The sequence below is a fragment of the Neorhizobium sp. SOG26 genome, assembly GCF_003491345.1.
GTDB classification, from domain to species: domain Bacteria; phylum Pseudomonadota; class Alphaproteobacteria; order Rhizobiales; family Rhizobiaceae; genus Neorhizobium; species Neorhizobium turbinariae.
The window spans coordinates 311,951-334,219 of the sequence record NZ_CP025513.1; the positions used below are offsets into that span (position 1 = coordinate 311,951).

Sequence of the window (22,269 nt, forward strand, 5' to 3'; positions counted from 1 at the left end):
ACCACCCGTTCGCGCGACTGCTTATGGCTTCCTCGCCACCCAGGCCACTGCACCCGCCATCTGAGCTATTGGATGCATGAGCGCCTGTTCGTCCGGTCTCCGCCGTTCATGGAGCCAAACCTGCGCAGCCTTAGGGGCAAGATACCAGCCATAAATCAGCCAGCACAAGCCACCCACGAGACGTGTTGCCTTGTTTCCCATTTCCAACATAGCGCGGAAACCCGGCCATTTCGTCTCGGGCCAAATCTGGATCGGGCTAAGACCCGCAAGACTGAGGGTCATGAAGATGCCATAGGGCGTCATGTGATAGTAACTTGAGTCGTGCCAGGGTTCCAGGAAGGACGCTGAGCCAAGGCACAGGCCTCCAGGCTTTAGGACCCGCGCAACCTCTTTAGAGGCAAGCTGCGGAAAAGCTAGGTGCTCCCATACGGCTGATGCATAGACGACGTCGAAGGTTTCATCCTGGAAAGGAAGGACATGAGCGTCACACAGAAGGTCGGGGCCGCCATGCATCTGAAGCCAATCATGAACGCGGTCTACAGCGACGTCGACCCCAATGTAGTGGATACCACGCTCCTTCATCCAGCGGCGCATCTGCGCGCCGCCACAGCCAATTTCCAGAACTTTACTTCCAGCGGGGACGTCGCTCAGGCGGTCTTCATGCGCGCGGTCGAGATGATAAATCCCGCGGCGTGACTGTCCCCGCCTCGGTGGAAACCGGAGGATCTCGGCCTCCGAGATTGCCGCCGGAGTCAGGCTACCGGCAGGCCACGAGAAACTGACGGTTCCGCCGGCAAGCGGCATGAGCTTCGGACGGCCATCTTCCTGAGCAAATTGGCGCCCGCATTCCTCACATTGCTCCAACGAGGACAGATTGCCGCGGCAATCGGGACAGGCTAGGCGATCATCGGCGACCGAGATCATGCCGACCTCCCACAGTGGCATTCGCGAGCACGATTCTGCATTTGAAAGAGCACCTCCACACGCCAAGGTGGTCGGGATCAGTATCCTCGTCCAGACGCTAGTAGCAGAGACCGACGATGATCAACTCTGTTCTTTGGCGAGTTACAAAGGTGGCGTTACGCCAAACGGCTTAACCAGACCGCCTGGTTCCAGAAAGGGGTACTCGCTTTCCCTTAAGTCGATGTTGCGCTACGACTTATTGATCTTCCACTGCTGTCGCACAGTTGGTTCGTTGTCAAGCTTGGAAACCGGACGCCTCAGGTCATTGGAGTGGTCGTCCCCACTTCACCGGACATGTCGGTTAGTTTGATCTAACTCTGATGAACTGCCGAGGGGAAGCCATCTTGAGCTCAGAATGGAGATGGATTTCGTTGTAGATGCTATGGAAGAGCCCCCGGGTCGTCCGCTTCATCGACAACGAGAGGCCTCCGATGAACGAGAACGCCAAGTCCAGCGTGTCAGTGTATGCAGCCATTTAGCTGAGCAAATTGACATGGCTAGTTACAGTGCTTTCCCCAAGCTCAGATCGCGTAAAGCTTCGGCAGCTTCGTGGCAGCGATATGAACCGCGCCGGGTTGCCGGAGACCCAACTCGTGAGAAGTAGGGTCTATGACAAGCAAGGCGACGAGCACGTTTTCTCCTGAAGTCCGCGCCCGCGCCGTTCGGATGGTGACGGAACATGAAGCAGAACACCCATCGCGCTGGGCAGCGGTATCATCGATAGCGGCAAAGATCGGCTGCTCGGCGCACGCCCTCCGTTAATAGGTGAAGAAGGCCGAGGTCAACAGCGGCAAGCGTGCAGGTTTGCCGAGTGACGTGGCGGAGAAGATGAAGGCTCTGGAGCGGGAGAACCGAGAACTTCGTCAGGCGAACGAGATTCTGCGCAAAGCCTCGGCGTATTTTGCCCAGGCGGAGCTCGACCGCTCACTGAAGCGATGATTTCCTTCATCGACGAACCCCGCTCGGTGCTCGGGGTCGAGCCGATCTGCAGACTGCTGCCGATTGCCCCGTCCACCTATTATGAAGTCCTCGCCAAGCGCACGGACATGGATCGCTTGTCGGCCAGTGCCCGGAGCGACATGGCCATGAAGATCGAGATACGCCGGGTGTTTAATGAGAACTTCCAGGTCTATGGCGTGCAGAAAGTCTGGCGGCAGTTGCAGCGAGAAGGTTACGACATCGCCCGCTGCACCGTCGCTCGGCTTATGAGAATGATGGGGCTTCAAGGCGTCATTCGCGGCAAGCCAGTCAAAACCACTGTGACGGACAAGTCCGCTCGATGCCCGCTGGACCGGGTGAACCGACATTTCTTCGCTCCAGCGCCAAAGATGCTGTGGTTATCCGATTTCACCTATGTCGCGACCTGGCAGGGCTTCGTTTACGTGGCCTTCGTCATTGATGCCTTCGCCCGCCGCATCGTCGGCTGGCGGGCAAGCCGGACGGCGCACGCGAGTTTCGTGCTCGATGCCTCGACCAAGGCGCTTCATGATCGGCGGCCTGTCCAACGCGGCGGGCTGGTTCATCATTCCGACCGCGGCTCGCAATATGTGTCCATTCGCTTTCCGAACGGCTGGCGGAGGCAGGCATCGAGCCGGCGGGCGGTAGCGTTGGCGGTTCTTATGACAACGCGCTGGCCGGAACGATCAACGGCCTTTAGAAGGCCGAGATCATCCGTCGCCGAGGACCTTGGCGCAACTTCGAAGCCGTGGGGTTCGCACACTCGAATGGGTTGACTGGTTCAACAACAGGCGTCACTTGGAGCCCATCGCAAATATTCCGCCAGCCGAAGCTGAGGAGCGATCCTACCCCATCCTGAACGCGCCAGCCATGGCCGCATAACTTAAACCAAACGGTCTCCGGTAGACCCGGCGCGGTTCAGGCGCGCCCCAATCGAAGTTCTGAAAATCGCCATCACAGACCAGCCTTCGAAGCCCAGGGAGCTTCTCCTGCGGATGCCGCATCGTGCACTTAGTTCAGCTAGGCCCGCGGACTAGTGGTCGCGGTCTGGTTCTAAACTCGAGGATTTGGGCCTGCAGAAACAACGAACCGTCTGCACGACGACCTCCTCGATCAGGGAGAGATGTGCTGCCCGAACCGGGTCACGCGTCTGACCCGTCTCGCCGGGATCAAGGCGCAGATCGGCTACAAACGCCGTCCCGGCATCTATGGCGGCAGGCCTGCCGTCGCTATACAACACGCTCGACCGGCAATTCGATGTAGCGGCTCCTTCAAGGCCTGGGGTGAGGCCGGAAGCGCCACCGGTTCGAGTGCAGGCCGAACGACATCACCTACATCCGAACCTACGCGGGTTTCGCTTACCTTGCGGTCGTCATCGATCTCGCGCCGGGTGTTGCAGGCCCTGCTCATGGCGGTGTGGCGACGCAAGCCGAAGGACAAGGTGCTGATCCACTCGGACCAGGGTTCGCAGTTCACGAGCATGGATCGGGCCTCGTTCCTCAGGCACCACAATCTGGTTCACTCGATGAGCCAACGCGGCAACTGCCATGACAATGCGGTGGCCGAGAGCTTCTTCAATCTTCTGAAGCGAGAGAGTATACGTCGCAGGGTCTACCGTTCAGGTGATGAAGCTCGCCAGGACGTGTTCGACTACATCGAGATGTTCTACAACCCGAAGCGCAAGCACGTCAGAAACGGTATGCTGTCGCCCGTAGAGTTCGAGAAGCAGCAGAAAATTTAACCCGAAGGTGTCTACGAAACTCGGGGCTATTCAGCAGGCGTTAAGGTCGGGATCAGCAAACGGTTCTAACAGACGCCTAAATTCAAGACCTGAAGGGAGCCAGTGGCTCCCTTCTTTTTAGGATCATTCAACCACAACGGTATGCTGGACAAATGGATGCTGCGAATGCTGAGCCAGGTTGCTGAATGAAATGGTGCACAGCAATCCAGCGGCAGCCCGTCTAAATAGACCGAGATGCCGCGTTGCGAATGCTCTAGGTCTCGGCATCGCAAGTGCGGTCGCAACAAGAGAATACCAAAGTAGGTTCATCGCGGTAATGGTGAGAGCCAGACCAGTGACCGCGGGGGCCTGCCGAGAGGCTGCTTCGCTCGTCAGCAAGTTTAGAGCGAAGATGGGTGTCATCGGTGATGAGATAGCCGTGGCAACACCTGCTGCCAGAAGCGCTACCATAGACACTCGGCTAGACTTGGATCCGGCTTGCCCCATCGGTGCTCTTAGAAGCACGAAGGCCATCATGAGCAGCGCCAAAGATCCGAGTTGCTGAAGTGTCGCCAACGGGATGGCTGAGATGGCATTGGTGGTGATTGCGCCGATCAGCACCACCGTTGCGCCTGCTCCAGCGCTCGCGCCGACAACGAACGGTGTGGCTTTTGCAACCCCGCTCTCGGCAGCGAGGCTGGCCGTCGTAATCATGATCGAACCTGGGACCATAAGCACGGCAAAATAGGCCAACAGGAGCTGAAGCGTTACGCTCTGGATCGGAAACATGCCCGCATCTCCACCATGTCTGCGCAGCAGATCCTGATCCAACCACATCCCGTTTCCTGAGGCATCATACGTTCGGGTGAGGCAGCAAAATTGTCTGCGGCATGCTCTGGTGGTAATGTCGGCCATGCGAGGCGATATGGGGTCTGGGAGACTTCCATGGGTGAGACGCTGTCCGATCATCAGCTCTCTGAACTGATCGGGTTGATCTACGACTGTGCGCTCGAACCATCCCGATGGGTTGAGGCGATGGAAGCCATTGGTCGCGCCTTTCGCAGCGACGCCCTTATCCTTACACTCAATGACCTCAAAGATGGTCGTGCACTGATCGATTATTCTCTCGGATGGACGCCAGAGTGGAGACAACGACGCGATCAGCATCTGCCGGAAGTGAATGCCTGCCTGATTGAGTGGTTCTCTAATGGCTCGTCTCTGGATGAACCCTTCGTGGCGTCGCGCCACCTCTCAAGCGAATATATTGCCCAGTCGCCTTACGTGCGGGAAGTGCTAGACCCGCTGGGTTTTTCGGACGTCATGCACCTTTTCCTGATGAGAACTCCGGAGCAGGTCTCAGAACTTGTCGTCATGCATCACCAGAGCTTCGGGACCGCGACCGACCATGAGATCCGGCTAAGCGCTCTCTTGCTGCCGCACCTGCGAAGGGCGGTGACGATTAGCGGTTTACTGGAGGCGAAGGAGTTGGAAAAAGACCGTCTCGTTGAAGCGCTTGACCAAGTCGATATTGGAGTAATCCTCGCCTCCGAAGACGGCTCGATCCTCCACTCCAACAGGATGGCAACAGAAACTTTGAGGGAGGGAACTACACTCGTGGATGACCGCGGAACCCTTGCCGCGACCAATCCCTCAGCTACTCGAGAGTTACGCAAGGCAATCAAATGCGCTGCCCATGATCGCGCCAGCTTGGGTCATGCAGGCATCTCCGTCAAGCTGGGATCGGGCAGCTTGAGGTCGCTATCTGCCCACGTGCTCCCTTTAGAGCGCCGACATCTCGGCAACGGCAACCTACCACAGGCGGTCGCCGCCGTATTCATTGGGAAGCCGCCAAGGTGGCAGACCGCAGCAGAAGCGGTTGCTGTGGAGTTCGGCCTCACCGTGGCCGAGAAGCGGCTTTTGTTCGTGTTGTTATCCGGGAGCCCGCTTGCGGAAGCCGCACGTGCGCTTGGCGTTTCCCCCAATACCGCAAAGACCCACTTGAGCAGCATCTTTTCCAAGACAGGCGTTCATCGACAGTCGGAGCTACCGAGATTAGCGATGCAAGTTGTCGCCTCATACCCAAACATTGGCCGCCAAGGCGACGGGTGCTGATGTCCAAGCTGCGTGTGGCGCAGTCCCACAATCCCTGCGACCGTAGCGGTGGTTGTCTGCGGATGTCGTCAGATGAGTGCGTCGTCATCAAATCGCCGCCTGAGGCTACCTTCTTGCTTCTCCATTGGGTTGCGCTAGCTGAGTGAGCCTACCTAGCTCAAGGTGTTTCGATGTCCTCACAGAAGCCCTCGCTGTTCAATCTCGACCCGGCACCCAAGGTAATCACCTTCGACTGCTACGGCACACTCGTGCAGTGGTACGAGGTGCTTCTTCGCGAGATTGAAACCACGCTCGTAGAGCATGGAGTTCAAGACGTGGATGCTCCGGCAATTCTCGATAGCTTTTCAGCACAAGGGCGGCGCTTGACGGCCGGGAAGCCGCACCGCCTCTACAAGGACATCTTGCGGAGTGGTTTCAAAGCAGCCTTTCGTGAGCGCGCGGTGCTGCTGAGCGAAGGCGACCTCAACCGTATTGCCGCTTCACCGATAACGATGGAACCTCATCCAGATGTTCCGGATGCCCTGCGGCGGCTGCGGGAGCACTACAAGCTGGCAGTCTTCACGAAGTCGGATAACGATCTCATCGCGCCCACAGTGGCGCGGATTGGTGTCCCTTTCGATTACGTCAAAACCGTCAAGTCGACCAGCGTCGACGCATCCTACAATCAAACAACGTTCTACGAGGCTTGGCGCTTGGCCATCCAGCGGTACGGCATCTACAATCCGTATACGGGCCGTGCCGCGATCAAGGGCCTGCTGCCGCATGGCCCAAACAATGTTCGAGACGTTCTCGCCGCTCACATATTGAAACAAACCGGGTCATAAGAGCAAGCAAGCTACGCAATCCCGGACACGCCCGACATCGTGCAGCAGCACTATGGGCGCTTCCTGCCGCAGGGCAAGGCAGCATTGGCGGCGCGTATCCTCAACCAGGTTTGGGAGGCTGCCGCTTAGCAGTTGGACGTATCGCCGATCAGCTTCAGGCGGAAGGATTCCGCCTCCGTCTGAACGATACCGGTTGCCTCTGCCTTGGACGGAATCGAAACGCCGGACTCTCTCTCGTCGTTTTTTTTCGCGCCGAGTATTTCTGCAGGGCCTGACTTTGCGCGCTCGATCGCGTCTCATCATCTAACCTGGCGCCACATTTTCGCGGTCCTGCCTGTTGTCGAACAGCGTCCGATATATTGCGGCACGGCTGGTTCTAGATATCAACGACCAGCCGCGGCAGTAGCGCTCCATTCTCGCCCTTTGCCAACTAAGTCATTGACGACACCGGCAATATGTTGTGCTGGCAGTGGAGCGTTATTGGATGACGCGTCGGCGCTGATTCATCCCCGCATAATGGAGCCCGTAATGAAAAACTTTTCGACCTCCACACCGCCATCCGATGCTGATGCGATGAAGGCGATCCCGCCGGTTGTCTGCTATCCGGTCGAGACGTTGCCCCGCCCCGATCTGGACCCATATTATGAAGCTCGCATGGACCTTGTCTTGGTCGACCGCGTCATCGTTCCACCTCGCGAAGCCGCGAGTTTTCGGGTACCAGCCGACCACTTCTTTCGCATCTCTGTTGAAGGACCGCAGGTTGGCGACCTCAATCTCTTCAACGCCAGCAATCTGTCCGAGCGCTTCTATTCAGGAAAGACGCGGGCGTTAAACGGCACACATGTCGGACTGGGCGACCAGCTATTCTCCAGCTTCCCGTTCCTGCGCCCGATGGCGACCATTACCCATGACACGCTTGACTGGTACGGCTTTGACTCCTTTGGTGGCGCGGTCCATGACGTGATCGGCACCCGTTGCGACCCTTACACCCACAACCTCCTCAGCCATGGCGACCAATATCACCATTGTTGCCATTCAAACCTTACGCGCTCGCTCTCCGCAGCTACCGGTCTGCCGCTTGCCGAGGCAGAGAGCCACGTTCATGACGTGCTCAACGTCTTCATGTGCACTGGCTTCATGCGTGATACCGGACAGTACTTCATGAAGGCGTCCCCTGTCAGGCAAGGTGACTATCTGGAGATGTTCGCCGAAATCGATCTGTTGGGTGTCTTGTCTGCATGCCCCGGCGGAGATTGCTCCGCAACCCACTCCTCTGATCAGGCCGTCTGCTATCCCATGTATGTTGACATCTATCGGCCGGCACAGCCTCCTAAAGGCTGGTCTACACCCCCGGTCAACGGATACGACCGTTCCCACGGCCTGCCTGCTGCCAAGTAGCAAAACAAGTGACACGCGCGCCTCAGCGATGCGCCTGTTCAAGACAGGACCGAAAGGCGTGGCCGGGCCGATGTCGGGCAAAGGGCGAGTGTGCAACACGATTCAGGTCCGTGAACCTCTTCTGATGCCGCTATTGTGCAGTTGGCGCAGAGGCGACACCTCGCCCCGGCATGCCGCTTCGGGGAAGACTACGCCAACTTCAGTGACCTCGCGACTCACATCTGGAAGTCTCATGTGCGCCCAGGCTGGGGGTCCAGAGTTGGTGAACCGCAGCTGCGAGGGATTGTTTCCGCTTTTGCCTCACAGGTCACGGTCTTTACCGTCGGTGATGAAGTCTATCCAAGGGCGCGGTTCCCAAAGCGGGCGCTCGGCCTCAAGGACAGCTCTCGCTTTTTCATCCCCAGCCTTTTTGGCTTCCCGGCAGCATACTCGTTGACGCCGGAAATGCCCTGTCTACTATATCTAGTGTTCGAGGTTCTTCCGATTCGCGTCGGAAGCTAAGACGGGAATACCGGTGCGCAGTGGCCAGAGGCCGATGCAATGCCGGAGCTGCCCCCGCAACTGTAAGCGGCGAGCATGCGATCAATCAGTCCACTGATGCGCCAACGCATTGGGAAGGTAGATCGGATGCACCGACCCGCAAGCCAGGAGACCTGCCTCGCAACGAAACGTCCACGGGCGGGGTGTCCGGAAGGTCGCGGGTATGACGCAGGATGATCCTGCGCGTGCCGCTTCCCCGAACATTCCGCATGAGCAACTTCGGGGTGAAGTCCAATGGTTTTGAGTTCCAGTTCACGTCAGCGCGAATGACGGGCGTCTAGCGTCCGGCACCGCCTTTTGCCGCCTTCATCTTTGCTTTCGATACGCACGGACATCGATGGATGTCCGAATGATCTCCCATGCGCTTTTGCCATCATCACGAGGATCACATGGCCATAACAGTCTACTCCAAACCCGCCTGCGTACAATGCACTGCCACCACCCGGGCGCTGGATCGCCAGGGGATCGACTATACCCTTGTCGATATCTCCGCTGACGCGGCCGCCTATGAACTTGTTCAAGGCCTTGGCTATCGTCAGGTACCGGTCGTGGTTGCAGGCGAAACCCATTGGGCAGGTTTCCGACCGGACATGATCAACGGGCTTGACGCCTGATGGCCAAGGCGATGGGTGAGATCGTCTATTTCTCCAGCCGTTCGGAAAACACCCACCGTTTTGTATCGCGCCTTGGTCTGCCTGCGCGGCGAATTCCGATCAGCGTGGGTGAGCGACTTCATGTGGCCGAACCCTTCGTCCTTGTCGTCCCGACCTATGGCGGCGAAGGCGGCAGAGGAGCCGTCCCAAAACAGGTTGTCCGCTTCCTCAACGACGCGGCGAACAGGAACAACATCCGTGGCGTGATCGCTGCGGGCAACAGCAACTTCGGTGCGACCTTCGGGATCGCAGGCAACATCATCTCGCAGAAGTGCCAGGTGCCGTACCTCTATCGGTTCGAGCTTCTTGGCACGGACGAGGATGTGTTGAACGTCAGACACGGATTGGAACGATTTTGGACGTGAGCACCCTCGAACAGCGGATGAAAACATCGGAGTCGGACCTCGACTACCACGCTCTCAATGCGATGCTGAACCTTTATGACAAGCACGGTCAAATCCAGCTCGACAAGGATCGATTAGCGGCTCGGCAGTATTTCCTGCAGCACGTCAACCAGAACACGGTCTTCTTCCATAACCTGCGGGAGAAGCTCGATTACCTGGTGCGCGAGGGCTACTACGAGCAGGAGGTACTGGATCAGTATTCCTTTAACTTTGTCCGTGACCTGTTCGATCACGCCTATGAGAAGAAGTTCCGGTTTCCGACCTTCCTCGGTGCGTTCAAATACTACACCAGCTACACGCTGAAGACCTTTGACGGGAAACGGTACCTGGAGCGCTACGAAGATCGTGTCTGCATGGTAGCCCTGGCTCTCGCTCGGGGCGACGAGGTTATGGCACGCGATCTGGTTGACGAAATTATCTCCGGCCGCTTCCAGCCCGCTACACCGACCTTTCTGAATGCCGGGAAGAAACAGCGCGGCGAACTGGTGTCCTGCTTCCTCCTCAGGGTCGAAGACAACATGGAAAGCATCGGCCGCTCGATTAACTCAGCACTGCAACTTTCCAAGCGCGGCGGCGGGGTCGCGCTGTGCCTGACCAACATCCGTGAAGCCGGTGCACCGATCAAGCATATCGAGAACCAGTCGTCCGGTATCATCCCGGTGATGAAGCTGCTTGAAGACAGTTTCTCCTACGCAAATCAGCTTGGTGCGCGTCAGGGTGCAGGGGCTGTCTATCTGCACGCCCACCACCCGGACATCATGCGCTTCCTCGATACCAAGCGCGAGAATGCCGACGAAAAGATCAGGATCAAGACCCTTTCGCTTGGCGTCGTGATCCCGGACATCACCTTCGAACTCGCGAAGAACAACGAGGACATGTACCTGTTCTCGCCCTACGATGTAGAGCGCGTGTATGGCGTCGCCTTCACAGAAATCTCGGTGACGGAAAAATATCGCGAACTGGTAGCCGACAGCCGCGTCCGGAAGAAGAAGATCAAGGCTCGCGACTTCTTCCAGGTGATCGCCGAAATCCAATTCGAGAGCGGCTACCCTTACATCATGTTCGAAGACACGGTGAACCGTACCAATCCGGTTGCAGGGCGCATCACCATGAGCAACCTCTGCTCTGAAATCCTGCAAGTCAGCGATGCCAGCACGTTCAACGACGATCTGTCTTATGATCACATGGGCAAGGACATTTCCTGCAATCTCGGGTCCCTGAACATCGCCGCCGCTATGGACTCTCCCGACTTTGCAAAGACCATCGAGACATCGATTCGAGCACTGACTGCCGTCTCCGACATGAGCCACATCGCCTCGGTTCCGTCGGTTGCCAAAGGCAATGCAGCGAGCCACGCCATCGGGCTTGGCCAGATGAACCTGCACGGGTATCTCGCCCGCGAGCGCATCTTCTACGGCTCTGAAGAAGGTGTCGATTTCACCAACATCTATTTCTACACCGTCACCTATCACGCAATCAGGGCTTCCAACCGATTGGCGGTCGAACGAGGCCAGAGCTTCGAAGGCTTTGAGAAATCAAAATACGCGTCCGGCGAATATTTTGACAAATACATCGAACAGGAATGGAAGCCTGCGACTGAACGGGTGGTTCAATTGTTCGAGAAGGCCGGGATCGCCATCCCCACCCAGCACGATTGGCTGGAGTTGAAGCGGGCCGTCATGATCGGCGGTCTCTATAACCAGAACCTGCAGGCCGTGCCGCCTACCGGTTCCATCTCCTACATCAACCACTCGACGTCCTCGATCCACCCCATCGTGTCCAGGATCGAAATCCGGAAAGAAGGCAAGATCGGTCGCGTCTACTATCCGGCGGCTTTCATGACCAATGACAACCTCGACTACTACGAGGATGCCTATGAAATCGGCCCAGAGAAGATCATCGACACATACGCTGCGGCCACCCAGCACGTCGACCAAGGCCTTTCGCTGACGCTCTTCTTCCGTGACACCGCAACCACCCGGGACATCAACCGGGCGCAAATCTACGCGTGGAAAAAAGGCATCAAGACCATCTACTACATCCGGCTCCGCCAGGTGGCACTTGAAGGCACGCAGGTTCAGGGCTGCGTTTCCTGCGCACTCTGACCAATCGAGGACATAACAATGAACATCGCCATCAAGCCGATCTCGCGGGTCCGCGCCATCAACTGGAACCGTCTGGAGGACGACAAGGACCTCGAAGTCTGGAACCGTCTCACCGGAAACTTCTGGCTACCTGAGAAAGTGCCCCTGTCGAACGACATCCAGTCTTGGGCGACGCTGAAGCCGGAAGAGCAGCAACTGACGATCCGCGTCTTTACCGGGTTGACCCTGCTCGACACGATCCAGAACGGTGTTGGTTCGGTGAAGCTGATGGCGGATGCGGCTACGCCTCATGAAGAAGCTGTGCTCTCAAACATTTCCTTCATGGAGGCGGTACACGCCCGATCCTACTCATCGATCTTCTCCACGCTGTGCCTGACCCCTGACGTCGACGACGCTTACCGCTGGTCAGAGGAAAACGAGTTCCTCCAAAGGAAGTCCGCGCTGATCATGGAGCAGTATACATCCGGCGACCCGCTGAAGAAGAAGGTTGCTTCGGTCTTCCTGGAGAGCTTTCTATTCTACTCGGGCTTCTACCTTCCCATGTACTGGTCGAGCCGAGCGCGTCTCACCAACACAGCCGACATGATCCGCCTCATCATTCGCGACGAGGCCGTTCATGGCTACTATATCGGCTACAAGTTTCAGCGGGCCGTTGAAGTCTTGCCGGAGCAGGCCCGCCAGGCGATCAAGGACTATGCCTTCGATCTGCTGCTCGAACTCTATGACAATGAAGCACGCTACACCGAGGCGCTCTATGACGGCGTCGGGCTAACGGAGGACGTCAAGAAGTTCCTCCATTACAACGCCAACAAGGCGCTGATGAACCTCGGGTATGAGTTGCTTTTTCCGGCGGAGGCCTGCAAGGTCAATCCGGCGATCCTGTCGGCGCTATCACCGAACGCCGACGAGAACCATGACTTCTTCTCCGGCTCTGGATCGTCCTACGTGATCGGTAAAGCCGTTGCCACGCAGGACGAGGACTGGAATTTCTGATGTCCGCTGTCGGCGGCGCAAAGGAGACTGCTTTCGCCGACTTGGCAGATGAGGCGCATCGCGCACCTCGGGTTCAGGACCTGTCGATGCCTGCCCACGGGCCAGATGGAAACAGCTCCCGAGTGTCTGGTGTGATGGTGGGAGAGATCACCTAACCTCTCCCCTGTACAAGTGATGCACGCACGTTAGGCAGATGCCGCGAGCTTGGATGCGAACTCGCGATAGCTGTGCAGGGGGCGGCCGAGGATTTGTGTCATCCGCGCGACATCACCCACTTGCGGAACCATGCCATCACTTACCCAGCGTTCGGCCATCACTCGCATCTCATACGCCATCCACCTGGGCATCATGTTCGCGAAGTTCTGCTCGAAGCCAGACGGATCATCACCGCCATAGGCAATGGGACGCCCCAATGTTTCCGACCAGATGGCAGCGAGTTTCTCGCCAGTCAGCGTATCCGGGCCAACCAGGTTGATGGTCTCGCTTGGCAACTTTTCCGCCGCCCGGTCGCGCCGGATGAGTTCGATCGCTGCGACCTCGGCGATGTCTCGGGCATCTATCATCGCCACACCCTTGCTGCCAATCGGCATCGGGTAGACGCCGTGGGAGAAGATGACGTCCTTTACCATTACGTCATTGTCGATGAAGTAGGCTGGACGCAGGATCGTGGCACTGAAGCCCATGACGTCCAGCATGCGCTCTGCACCGAACTTGACTGCGAAGTGCGGAACGTTCACGGCCTTATCGGCATCGAAAACCGAAAGGTAGACGACCCGCTCGACCCCGGCTTCACGCGCAATGTTCAAGGCGATGATCGCCTGAGTGAATTCATCACCCGCTACCGCGTTCAGCAGGAACAACGTCCTGATGCCTTTGAAGGCTCGCCGCAGCGCGTCGATGTCGAGCAGTTCTCCCTGAACAACCTCAACGGCGGAAGGGAAGCCTGCCTTGGCAGGATCACGCACGAGAACGCGAACATCGGCGTTGCGTGCCACGAGTTGATCGACGAGATGGCGGCCGACGCGCCCGGTTGAACCTGTGACGAGAATGGTCATGGAGGGTCTCCTTGGTTCGGATTGAAAGACTTCATTATTGAAGACATGCTCAATGTGGATGGTTCACATCGGAACCGATAGACGCCAAAATAAGACCCATTGTCTCAGAGGTGGAACAATCATTGGACCTGCTTTCGCTTAGTGATTTTGTCACCGTCGCCCGTCACGGAGGGTTCGGTCGGGCCGCGCGTGCGTCAGGTCGCCCGAAGGCAACGCTTTCGCGGCGGGTCGCTGAATTGGAAGCGAGCCTCGAGATAAGGTTGTTTGAGCGCGGCTCGCGGATGCTCAAGCTGACGGAGGAAGGGCGTGCGCTTCATGAGCGGGCGGGTGCTCTGCTGACGGAGCTTGAGGAAACTGCTGGCGCGATTGCCTCGGGTGGGGACAGGCCTCGGGGCAGGCTGCGCATGAGCGTGCCACTGTTGTTCTCACAGACAGCGATGGGGAAGCTGGCCGCCGGCTTTGCGCTCAAGTATCCGGAGGTGCGTCTGGAAGTGACGACCGAGGATCGCCCTGTCGACATGGTGGAGGAAGGCTACGATCTTGTTATCAGGGTAAATCCTGATCCGGATGAGACCCTTGTCGGACGACCTTTTCTACGCGACTCATTGGTGGTCGTAGCTGCGCCGGGGCTTGCGGCTCCTGTTGAAGCTGTTGTGCCGGGCGTCATACGCGGAACGCTTGGCGAAACGACGTCGTGGACTATGACGACGTCGACAGGTCAGACCCTTCTAAAGGTCGATCCGGTGCTCAGTCTCTCTTCCATGACGATGGTTCGCGACGCAGTGCGGATGGGCGTCGGTCCTGGCCTTCTTCCTTTGTCGCTGGTAAGCCATGATCTCGCTCAGGGTAAGCTGGTCCGATGGGGAGATGTCGATGGTCCGGAAACGGTACTATGGGCGCTTTATCCGTCGCGTCGCCTTCTCAGTAAGCGCGTGGCAGCGTTTCTTGACCATCTGAAAGAGGCTTTTCCTTCCGGGACTGCCGAAGAACTGGCAGCTTATGTGGGGGAGTAGTCGTCACGGCATGGCCTTAGGCAACGCCAGTGACGTCTTTCGGCCCAAACCCGTCATTCGATGTTGGCGAGGTGGGGGCAAATCAACTTGTGAACCGTAAATTGACGCAGCTTCGTTCTATGAAGGTGGGGACGATGAAACCAGGTTCTGGCCGCGTGCGGAGCTTACCTCATGATGTCTTCGCCCCGGCCCTGAGGGGCCTCTACGAGAAACGGCGTGGGAGTCACGGTTTTCAACCGGAGCCATCATTGGAGCCGACGAGATTGCTCTTAGAAGGTCGTGCTTTGCAGCCGTTCTCAAGTCGCTCGCGGTGGTACGAACATCATCGAACATCATTCCCAATTGAAAGAAAAAGAGGATGATCGCCAGGTTAGCTTGCCAGTGCTTCTTCTCCAGCACGTTAGCGAACAAGCCGATTAAACGGCTGGCGAGCCGGTAGTGCACGATAGCAGTTACTGAACTGCCGAGCACGAGGCCAAAAATAACGTCACTTAAATAATGCATTCCGGCGTAAACTCTGGGGAGCGAAACTGCAAGAACTGCCCAGGCGAATGCCGCTATTCCCCAACGTTTCGAGTAACAGAAGATTGCCGCAGCCAAGGCCGCAGCGAGAGAAGCCGTATCGCTTGGAAACGAACTCCAATTATGAAGTACATTTTCGCTCATCCCGTAGGGGATGACAAACCCAGGTATGTCCGCGTGGATTGGTCTCGGTCTTAATGGCATCAAGTTCTGCATTGCTCGGCTCAGCACCAAGGTGATGATCGCTGCTGCCGCGCATTCCACGAGGAGCGCATTCCTCTTTGCGTTCTGGGTACAAAAGTAGACGTACAATACAAAGACAACGAAGGGCATTATCTTGAACGACGGTCGCGTCAACACTGTGTCGAACAATATGTCCAGAAGCTCACTCACGTGGACGACTTTCTGGAGCATCATTAGCACAGGCAAGTCTATCCAATAATAAAGCACATCCAGCATAGGCGACCCCGAAGAAAATTGTTTCGAGCCTAATGCTGCTGTTGATATCAGCAAGTAGCTACCGTCGACATTAAAGCGGACTGCGCCTCCTCCATTCTTGTTACTCTGGCCGCCACTGTCATTTGATCCCACCTGTCGGTTATAGGCCTCACCGCCAATGGGGCACAGAGGAGAGCTATCCGTGCCGAGTAGCTCTCCTTTGCTTTGCATCCTTCCCCACCGCCCTGTTGAAGGGTGCTGGTCCGCTTTCGGGTCAACCCGTCATTCGACACCAGGGCAGAGAGAAAATACCGGCGGATCCTTACCATATTCAGCGCTTGCTGATCCTTGGTAGCGCAAGCTTGCCCATTTATGCAGAGCCCCACCTCGCCGCCAATCGAGGTACACAGGGGAGAGCTGCCGCCCACCGCCAGGTGGCTCTCCCCTGCTGGTTCACTCCCCTTCCTGCTATGGTTGGAATAGGATGTTGCGGGCATTGTTCTATGGCCGGTTCAGTGGAGTTGGCATGCCGGGATACTACTTTCATGTCCGCATAGATGGGGCACTCCAGGCCGATATAGAGGGCATGGATCTTCCGACGCACACTGCGGCGCTAGAGGAAGCCATTTTGGGAGCCCGTGAAATAGTCGCAGACAGGGTGCGAAACGGCGAGGAAATTGGCTCGGAGCAATTTAAAGTCGTCGACGAGGACGGGACGACTATCCACGTCCTACCGTTCCGGTCGGTCCTTTGCCTCAGGGATTGACCTGAACGTTCCACTGGACCGAACCACCGTACGTCTTAGCTGCCTCAAAGCGTCCAACCGCCCCCCATCCGCCCTTCCGGATGCTTCGCCTCAGAAAGGCTCGCCCTCACCCGGGCGGGCCTTTCTCTACTGGTCAACCTCGCAGATGCGACTGCGGCGAAAGGACCTGCTAAGTTTGAGGTATTTGAATACGCAGAAGAGGTGCTAAAATACCATTCTAGGCTACCCCTACAGCCTCGTCTGCACCTCCACCGCCTGGCGAAAATACTTGTGTAAAAGACATCAGGCGTCTTTTTATGATGCACTACATCTTGAGCGAGTGCCGAGGTAGCGGCTTTCAACTTTGCGGAAGCAGCGATTTCCGCCATAGTCCGTTAAGCAGATGCCAACGGGGGACAGCCCTCAGATGAGACGCGGGGGTGGTCCGGTTTCGGCCCAGAGCGGTCATTCCGATGGTCCGTACCGAGCGAACACTTCTTTCCAGTGGTCTGGCGTGCCTGCTAGCCGAGATCGGCAGACTGAGCGATCTCCTCTCGCAACTTGTCGATCTTCGCACCGGCCCACTGCGTGGCGTCGTTGCCAAAAAGGAGGCGCGCCGGCGTCTCGACTTGGGAGGCTAGCGCCACGATCCTCGCGGCAAGCAGCTTCGGATCGTTCGGCTGGTTGCCGTTCGCCCCTTCGACGAATGATCTATATTGCGCGACCGCCTCGGCATAGTCTGGAATGTCTATGCCGCCGAAACTCGCCGACTTCCGATCCATGAAGTCGGTGCGCAGCATCCCCGGTTCGACCAGGAGCGAGCGGACGCCGAACGGTGCCAGCTCCTCCGCAAAGCCCTCCATCCAGCCCTCGACTGCGAATTTGGACGCAGAGTATACCGACCCGCCGCTGTTGGAGACCAGGCCGCTGACAGATGATATGGTAACGATGAGTCCGGAGCGACGCCGACGCATGTGCGGGGCGACTGCCCGCGCGACGTTCATCGTGCCAAACACGTTCACTTCGAACTGACGCCGTATAGCGGCATCCGTGAAGGTCTCGAAAAAACCCAGTTCGGCGTAGCCGGCGTTGTTGACGAGCACGTCGATCGAACCGAACCGTTTAACGGTCTCGGAAGCGACTGCCCTCGCGGCTTCGGCGTCGGTGATATCGAGCGCCAAGGCGTGCAGGCGATCGTGGTAACCCTCAAGGCCATCGCGAACGGCGTCGGCGGACCGCCCCGTTGCCACAACTGTTTCTCCCGCATCGAGAGCCGTGCGTGTGATCGCGCGCCCCAGTCCCCGGCTCGCGCCTGTCACCAACCAAACCCTAGCCATAGCCGTTCCTCGCGTTCTTGACTGTCATTGGCTATGTAGGTCTGATAATAAATCGAGATAACAGGCTAATAAGTAATAAGGCCCATTAGCAGGATTAAACAATGCGGCCAGATCAGTTCAGCGACCTTGCCGTTTTCGCGGCCATCGCCTCAGACCGCAGCTTCACGCGCGCCGCCAGGCGGCTTGGCGTTACGCAGTCCGCGCTGAGCCAAACCATCAAGCGGCTGGAGGGCCAACTTGGTTACCGGCTGCTCTCTCGCACAACGCGGAGTGTCGCCCCGACCGCTGCGGGCGAGCGGCTGCTCGCGATCCTGTCGCCGGCATTGTCCGGTTTGGATGACGAGATTGAGGCGCTATCGCAGGCACGCGGGGCTGCGACCGGGACTGTCCGGATCACGACGGGCAAACACGCTGCGGACACCGTGCTGTGGCCGATGCTCACGTCCTTCATGCGCCGTTACCCCGGCATCGAAGTTGAGGTTTGCGTCGAGAGCGAGATGACCGACATCGTCGCGGGCCGGTACGATGCAGGCATCCGGCTCGGCGAGCGACTGGAGAAAGATATGATCGCGCTGGCGGTCGGGCCTCCGCTTCGCATTGCGGTGGTGGCCGCTCCTGGTTACCTGAGCAACCATCCGACACCGATGGAGCCTTCCGACCTCACGAGGCATCGCTGCATCGCCTATGGCAGTGCGCATGGCGACCTGTCTCCCTGGTCGTTTGAACGCGACGGGAATACGGTTACGGTCGTGCCAGGCCGCGGGCCGGTATTCAACGACGGTGACCTGCTGGTGGCCGCCGCCCTTGAAGGTTTCGGCATCCTTTACATACTGGAGGACCTGGTGGCGGCGCCTATTGCCGACGGCCGTCTCATCCGCCTGCTGGAGTCATGGTGCGAACCGTTTGCCGGCTATTACCTCTACTACCCCGAACGGCGAAGCACGACGGCCTTCGAACTGTTCAAGGACGCGCTACGAGCCCGCGGAAGGGCATAAGCTTCCAAGAGGCGCCTCCGTTGAGTGACATTAATTTGCAAGAGCCGCGCCAGACTCGCAAAAACTATGATTGAACAGCGTCTCCATCGACCATACGGGTAAGGTAGCTTCTTGCCTATCAAGTGGGTTGCGCTAGCTGACTGAGCCTACCTAGCTCAAGGTGTCTCGATGTCCTCACAGAAGCCTTCGCTGTTCAACCTCGACCCGGCACCCAAGGTCATCACCTTCGACTGCTACGGCACACTCGTGCAGTGGTACGAGGTGCTTCTGCGCGAGATTGAAACCACGCTCGGAGAGCATGGAGTTCAAGACGTGGATGCTCCGGCAATTCTCGACGGCTTTTCAGCACAAGGGCGGCGCTTGACGGCCGAGAAACCGCACCGCCTCTACAAGGACATCTTGCGGAGTGGTTTCAAAGCAGCCTTCCGTGAGCACGGGGTGCCGCTGAGCGAAGACGACCTCAACCGTATTGTCGCTTTACCGATGACGATGGGTCCTCATCCAGATGTTCCGGATGCCCTCAACCGACTGCGGCAGCACTACAAGCTGGCGATCTTCACAAACTCGGATGACGACTTGATCGCGCCCACAGTGGCGCGGATTGGTGTCCCTTTCGATTACGTCATCACCGCCGAACAGGCGCAGGCTTACAAGCCCTCGAAACAACTGTTCGAGTACGGCTACCGCACCATGGAAGTGGCTCCCGAGGAAACGGTGCATGTGGCGATGGGCATGTACTGGGACATGAAGGCGCGTCACGAACTCGGCTTGCGGGGCATCTGGGTGAACCGACGCGGTGAAAGCGGCAATCCGGAGTGGCTGCCTTACACGGAAGTTGCTGACCTGCACGGGGCAGCCGCACTGCTTCTTCCACGGGGACAGTGACTTCTGGCCCGCGAACCCACTGACAACGGTAGCGGCTCCTTCGTCTCAATTGGGCGAAGCCGATACCAAGGCCCAATTGAACCACGACGAGCGCCGAATAAATCTGTACCCAGCGTGGCGAGGCGGCTCGACGAAGTGGCTCATGATCGAAGCCTCGCTGCTCGACCTTCCGATCAAGGAAAAGCTCGACCAATTGACCTTGTGGCAGCGCGGGACATATCCACGCCTGGAGCTGCAATGGCTGCCGTTTGCTCGCGTTCTATGTCGGTTCAACCATTCACGCCGATGGCCCTGCGGATGGCTATCTGCACCGGAGAAGGTGGCAGAGAAGGGTCAAACTCGCCCTTCGGCAACAGTGGGGGCTGGGCCATGAAGCGAGGTTTGGTTCCGCGATGCGCTTGCGCTGAATGGACCAGGAATGGGTGGCACAGGTAGACCGTCCCGGCCTGTCCAGTGGCTAGCACCTCTTCACAGCCCGCAGTCGCTGCAAAGCCGTCGGCTGCGAGTTCGCCGAGCGTGAGACCATTTTCTCCATGTGGCAACAACTGCCTGGCGATCGAGCTGTGCGATCCCTTCCTGATCCGGGTCGGCGCATCCAGTTCGCCAACCTCCGAGAAAAGAAACAACATGAGCAAAGCCCCGCCGCGACTTTTCACGTTGACGCGCCATTGCATGAAGTCTGGGTTGTCGGTGCCGAAGCTGGCATCGACGTGCCATCCGACGTCTCCTGGATCGCCTGGCGACGGAAACCGCACCGGGAAAGTTCCCAGTCCATTGGGTTTCAGCCAACGCCCCTCGCCAACCAAGGCATCGTAGGCTGCGTGGAGAAGCGGTGTGTTGGCGGCGTCGATAAACGGCTTGCCCGGCATAAACCCCAGGCGGACGACGGGCTGTGTCCAGGTATCTGGCGCGTCAGGGGAGAGGCGCATGGCCTGCCAAAGCTGGTCTCGCCCCTGCCGGGCAAGCTCCCCATCGAAGGCACCCTCCAGCTTGATATACCCATGATCAATGAAGTGCTCGATCTGAGCCTGGCTCAGACCAGTTTGCGCATGTTCAGACATTTGATAAGTCTCCACACGACCCTACGCATGGCTCCTACACATGGCGGGCCATTTCTGATCTGACGGCACGAAGGTGCCGCTAACGACCTTGGTCGTTAGATCAGCGGGAAAAATGTGGATGTGAACATCATCATGGACTGAGGATACTCAAGAAGCCTAATTCCGGCAAGAACGAGTCATCCTCCCGCCACCTCGCATGTCGTGCATTGAAGGAAACATGCTTATTGCTCAACTCGCGTGCTCGATAGCATTCGCGTCCTTTTGGCAACCGTACTCTACGCATACCTCCCATCGCGTTGGCTAACTTGATGAAGCGCAATGATGCCGCTACAGAGTAGAGGCCGATAAGAGGTCGCCGGTTGGTATCCCGGCAGCCAAGCTCCCGCTTGGTACTCGTCGCGTTCAAGCGTCCCATCGGCACCAAACGCAATCTTGCGCGAATGGTGCTGACATGGACGTGGTGTTCCGTCAGCCTTCGCGCTTTCGGAGACCCCATGTTACCTAAAAAGACCACTCTTGTTCTTCAGCTTGCCATGACCTTTCTGATGGCGCTCACCATGTCCGGCACCATGGGCTTCATCACCGTTGGAGCCGCGTTCTTGCCGCACTGGCCGAAGACCTTCATCATCGCCTGGTCTATCGCTTTCATCTATACGCGCATCATCAACCCGATCGCCTTCAAGATTGCATTCGCGATTGCACCGCCGCGCCGCGCCTGAGTGGGCTGAAGATGCGCGGGGCCCGCTCGCCGTGCAGCCGCAGGCTGGCGGGCAACGCATGAGTCCGTTCTGAGAGAACAACCGGTCCGCCCTACGGTCGGTGTCGCTCTTTAAAGCTGGCACCGCCGGATCTTCCCACCGGTTGTCTGAATGCGTGATCCGACAACCGTCGGAGAATATAGACCGCTTGAGCCGGGGTTCGCGGCAAACTTGCCTCGGGCGCTGTCGTTTATATGGATGATGGAACCTGCGGGGAAGGCCAACCAAAAAGCTTGTCGGCTGCGACGAGTCGCGAGGTATCGGCAGAAGGTCAATCTGCGTGAGAACCACCGAATACGGCTTCTGTTGAGCGCCTCAGCCTTTCCGTGGGGAAAAGAGCGCAGCACAAGCCTAGTCGGCGCCCCCACCCTATCGGCTAACGCAGCGATTGTGCCAGCGCTATTGCGCCAGTCCTCGAACAAGTCGGCCCTCCCGGTAAACGAGAGGGCCGCTAGTTGGTCCGCCGTTCGTTGTGGGGATGTTAGGTGTTTTCCGGGGATACTGAATCCCCCAAATGGGGGAAGCTGCCCAGCAGTTGATGTACGTGGGTGTTGGCGACATTGATGACAAACGCGGTCTGACGCCGCACCATCTAGTGGGCCTGAACATAGCCCTCGCGAAATAGCTGCGGCGCGGGACTAATCCACTGGAAGTGTTTTAGGAGGACCGAATGCTAACCGGTGTAGGCTGCCGGATAGCCTCTGTTCGCGTATTCCGGTTAACACAGCGGCTTATATCGCCATAAGGCGCAGTATTGTCATGCCTGCCGTCGTTCAATGCAGGCTCCATGC

17 protein-coding genes, 3 pseudogenes, 1 riboswitch and 1 other annotated feature are annotated in these 22,269 nt (G+C 58.0%); of the genes and pseudogenes, 14 read left to right on the forward strand and 6 right to left on the reverse strand.

What is annotated here, in order from left to right; genetic code table 11:
* Positions 1-21: 21 nt before the first annotated feature.
* Positions 22-924: a methyltransferase domain-containing protein gene (locus tag CYG48_RS18025; protein WP_199925343.1), complete on the reverse strand. Its 903-nt coding sequence runs from the start codon at positions 922-924 to the stop codon at positions 22-24.
* A gap of 804 nt (positions 925-1,728) precedes the next feature.
* On the opposite strand from CYG48_RS18025, the pseudogene CYG48_RS18030 reads away from it, so the two are divergent.
* Positions 1,729-2,802: pseudogene (locus CYG48_RS18030) on the forward strand (IS3 family transposase).
* Positions 1,857-1,973: a sequence feature (AL1L pseudoknot), on the forward strand. (Overlaps the previous pseudogene by 117 nt.)
* Positions 2,803-3,010: 208 nt before the next feature.
* Positions 3,011-3,661, forward strand: a pseudogene (locus CYG48_RS18035) (IS3 family transposase); the annotation flags it as partial.
* A gap of 123 nt (positions 3,662-3,784) precedes the next feature.
* Here the strand turns inward: CYG48_RS18035 and CYG48_RS18040 are convergent.
* Complete coding sequence (locus CYG48_RS18040) at positions 3,785-4,477, reverse strand: LysE family translocator (RefSeq protein ID WP_118851958.1); 693 nt, start codon at positions 4,475-4,477, stop codon at positions 3,785-3,787.
* Positions 4,478-4,585: 108 nt separating this feature from the next.
* Here CYG48_RS18040 and CYG48_RS18045 point away from each other — a divergent pair, with 108 nt between their 5' ends.
* The 7 genes and pseudogenes from CYG48_RS18045 (at position 4,586) to nrdF (ending at position 12,669) form a co-directional block, all read left to right on the forward strand.
* A complete protein-coding gene (locus CYG48_RS18045) occupies positions 4,586-5,752 on the forward strand; it encodes a helix-turn-helix transcriptional regulator (RefSeq protein WP_118851959.1) in 1,167 nt (388 codons plus the stop codon).
* Positions 5,753-5,922: 170 nt separating this feature from the next.
* Positions 5,923-6,705 (forward strand): annotated as a pseudogene (locus CYG48_RS22845) (HAD family hydrolase).
* Between the two features lie 399 nt (positions 6,706-7,104).
* Positions 7,105-7,974, forward strand: a complete 870-nt coding sequence (locus CYG48_RS18055) for an urea carboxylase-associated family protein (RefSeq protein WP_118851960.1) — start codon at positions 7,105-7,107, stop codon at positions 7,972-7,974.
* Positions 7,975-8,429: 455 nt separating this feature from the next.
* Positions 8,430-8,649, forward strand: a riboswitch (cobalamin riboswitch).
* Between the two features lie 254 nt (positions 8,650-8,903).
* Entirely contained in the window at positions 8,904-9,128 is a 225-nt protein-coding gene (gene nrdH, locus CYG48_RS18060) for a glutaredoxin-like protein NrdH (protein ID WP_118851961.1), read from the forward strand.
* An 11-nt stretch (positions 9,129-9,139) separates the two neighbouring features.
* Positions 9,140-9,532, forward strand: coding sequence for a class Ib ribonucleoside-diphosphate reductase assembly flavoprotein NrdI (gene nrdI, locus CYG48_RS18065; RefSeq protein WP_118852835.1), 393 nt, complete (start codon positions 9,140-9,142; stop codon positions 9,530-9,532).
* Between the two features lie 17 nt (positions 9,533-9,549).
* Positions 9,550-11,676, forward strand: a complete 2,127-nt coding sequence (nrdE, locus tag CYG48_RS18070; RefSeq protein ID WP_199925361.1) for a class 1b ribonucleoside-diphosphate reductase subunit alpha — start codon at positions 9,550-9,552, stop codon at positions 11,674-11,676.
* Between the two features lie 18 nt (positions 11,677-11,694).
* Positions 11,695-12,669, forward strand: coding sequence for a class 1b ribonucleoside-diphosphate reductase subunit beta (gene nrdF / locus CYG48_RS18075; RefSeq protein WP_118851963.1), 975 nt, complete (start codon positions 11,695-11,697; stop codon positions 12,667-12,669).
* Positions 12,670-12,854: 185 nt separating this feature from the next.
* On the opposite strand, the gene CYG48_RS18080 is transcribed toward nrdF, so the two are convergent.
* The gene (locus tag CYG48_RS18080; protein ID WP_118851964.1) at positions 12,855-13,724 is read right to left on the reverse strand and encodes an SDR family oxidoreductase; all 870 of its coding nucleotides are present in this window, start codon (positions 13,722-13,724) and stop codon (positions 12,855-12,857) included.
* 122 nt (positions 13,725-13,846) lie between these two features.
* On the opposite strand from CYG48_RS18080, the gene CYG48_RS18085 reads away from it, so the two are divergent.
* Entirely contained in the window at positions 13,847-14,737 is an 891-nt protein-coding gene (locus CYG48_RS18085; RefSeq protein WP_118851965.1) for a LysR family transcriptional regulator, read from the forward strand.
* Between the two features lie 117 nt (positions 14,738-14,854).
* Here the strand turns inward: CYG48_RS18085 and CYG48_RS18090 are convergent, their stop codons facing one another.
* A complete protein-coding gene (locus tag CYG48_RS18090) occupies positions 14,855-15,928 on the reverse strand; it encodes a phosphatase PAP2 family protein (RefSeq protein ID WP_118851966.1) in 1,074 nt (357 codons plus the stop codon).
* A 295-nt stretch (positions 15,929-16,223) separates the two neighbouring features.
* Between CYG48_RS18090 and CYG48_RS22945 the strand changes: the two genes are divergently transcribed.
* The gene (locus CYG48_RS22945) at positions 16,224-16,463 is read left to right on the forward strand and encodes a DUF6894 family protein (protein WP_118852836.1); all 240 of its coding nucleotides are present in this window, start codon (positions 16,224-16,226) and stop codon (positions 16,461-16,463) included.
* Between the two features lie 500 nt (positions 16,464-16,963).
* Here the strand turns inward: CYG48_RS22945 and CYG48_RS18100 are convergent, their stop codons facing one another.
* Positions 16,964-17,779, reverse strand: a complete 816-nt coding sequence (locus CYG48_RS18100; protein ID WP_118851967.1) for an SDR family NAD(P)-dependent oxidoreductase — start codon at positions 17,777-17,779, stop codon at positions 16,964-16,966.
* A 101-nt stretch (positions 17,780-17,880) separates the two neighbouring features.
* On the opposite strand from CYG48_RS18100, the gene CYG48_RS18105 reads away from it, so the two are divergent.
* Both CYG48_RS18105 and CYG48_RS18110 read left to right on the forward strand, forming a co-directional pair.
* Complete coding sequence (locus CYG48_RS18105) at positions 17,881-18,774, forward strand: LysR family transcriptional regulator (protein WP_118851968.1); 894 nt, start codon at positions 17,881-17,883, stop codon at positions 18,772-18,774.
* 168 nt (positions 18,775-18,942) lie between these two features.
* On the forward strand, positions 18,943-19,659 hold the full coding sequence (locus tag CYG48_RS18110; protein ID WP_118851969.1) for a haloacid dehalogenase type II: 717 nt from the start codon (positions 18,943-18,945) through the stop codon (positions 19,657-19,659).
* A 269-nt stretch (positions 19,660-19,928) separates the two neighbouring features.
* Here CYG48_RS18110 and CYG48_RS18115 read toward each other — a convergent pair whose 3' ends face one another.
* Entirely contained in the window at positions 19,929-20,720 is a 792-nt protein-coding gene (locus CYG48_RS18115) for a phytanoyl-CoA dioxygenase family protein (RefSeq protein WP_118851970.1), read from the reverse strand.
* A gap of 494 nt (positions 20,721-21,214) precedes the next feature.
* Here CYG48_RS18115 and CYG48_RS18120 point away from each other — a divergent pair, with 494 nt between their 5' ends.
* A complete protein-coding gene (locus tag CYG48_RS18120) occupies positions 21,215-21,439 on the forward strand; it encodes a DUF2798 domain-containing protein (protein ID WP_199925344.1) in 225 nt (74 codons plus the stop codon).
* Positions 21,440-22,269: the final 830 nt, after the last annotated feature.

Excerpts from the sequence above, each read along its gene's own strand:
- CYG48_RS18025 (WP_199925343.1), bottom strand. The coding sequence starts at position 924 with ATGATCTCGGTCGCCGATGATCGCCTAGCCTGTCCCGATTGCCGCGGC.
- CYG48_RS18040 (WP_118851958.1), bottom strand. The coding sequence starts at position 4,477 with ATGTGGTTGGATCAGGATCTGCTGCGCAGACATGGTGGAGATGCGGGC.
- CYG48_RS18045 (WP_118851959.1), top strand. The coding sequence starts at position 4,586 with ATGGGTGAGACGCTGTCCGATCATCAGCTCTCTGAACTGATCGGGTTG.
- CYG48_RS18055 (WP_118851960.1), top strand. The coding sequence starts at position 7,105 with ATGAAAAACTTTTCGACCTCCACACCGCCATCCGATGCTGATGCGATG.
- nrdH (WP_118851961.1), top strand. The coding sequence starts at position 8,904 with ATGGCCATAACAGTCTACTCCAAACCCGCCTGCGTACAATGCACTGCC.
- nrdI (WP_118852835.1), top strand. The coding sequence starts at position 9,140 with ATGGGTGAGATCGTCTATTTCTCCAGCCGTTCGGAAAACACCCACCGT.
- nrdE (WP_199925361.1), top strand. The coding sequence starts at position 9,550 with ATGAAAACATCGGAGTCGGACCTCGACTACCACGCTCTCAATGCGATG.
- nrdF (WP_118851963.1), top strand. The coding sequence starts at position 11,695 with ATGAACATCGCCATCAAGCCGATCTCGCGGGTCCGCGCCATCAACTGG.
- CYG48_RS18080 (WP_118851964.1), bottom strand. The coding sequence starts at position 13,724 with ATGACCATTCTCGTCACAGGTTCAACCGGGCGCGTCGGCCGCCATCTC.
- CYG48_RS18090 (WP_118851966.1), bottom strand. The coding sequence starts at position 15,928 with ATGCAAAGCAAAGGAGAGCTACTCGGCACGGATAGCTCTCCTCTGTGC.
- CYG48_RS22945 (WP_118852836.1), top strand. The coding sequence starts at position 16,224 with ATGCCGGGATACTACTTTCATGTCCGCATAGATGGGGCACTCCAGGCC.
- CYG48_RS18100 (WP_118851967.1), bottom strand. The coding sequence starts at position 17,779 with ATGGCTAGGGTTTGGTTGGTGACAGGCGCGAGCCGGGGACTGGGGCGC.
- CYG48_RS18105 (WP_118851968.1), top strand. The coding sequence starts at position 17,881 with ATGCGGCCAGATCAGTTCAGCGACCTTGCCGTTTTCGCGGCCATCGCC.
- CYG48_RS18110 (WP_118851969.1), top strand. The coding sequence starts at position 18,943 with ATGTCCTCACAGAAGCCTTCGCTGTTCAACCTCGACCCGGCACCCAAG.
- CYG48_RS18115 (WP_118851970.1), bottom strand. The coding sequence starts at position 20,720 with ATGTCTGAACATGCGCAAACTGGTCTGAGCCAGGCTCAGATCGAGCAC.
- CYG48_RS18120 (WP_199925344.1), top strand. The coding sequence starts at position 21,215 with ATGTTACCTAAAAAGACCACTCTTGTTCTTCAGCTTGCCATGACCTTT.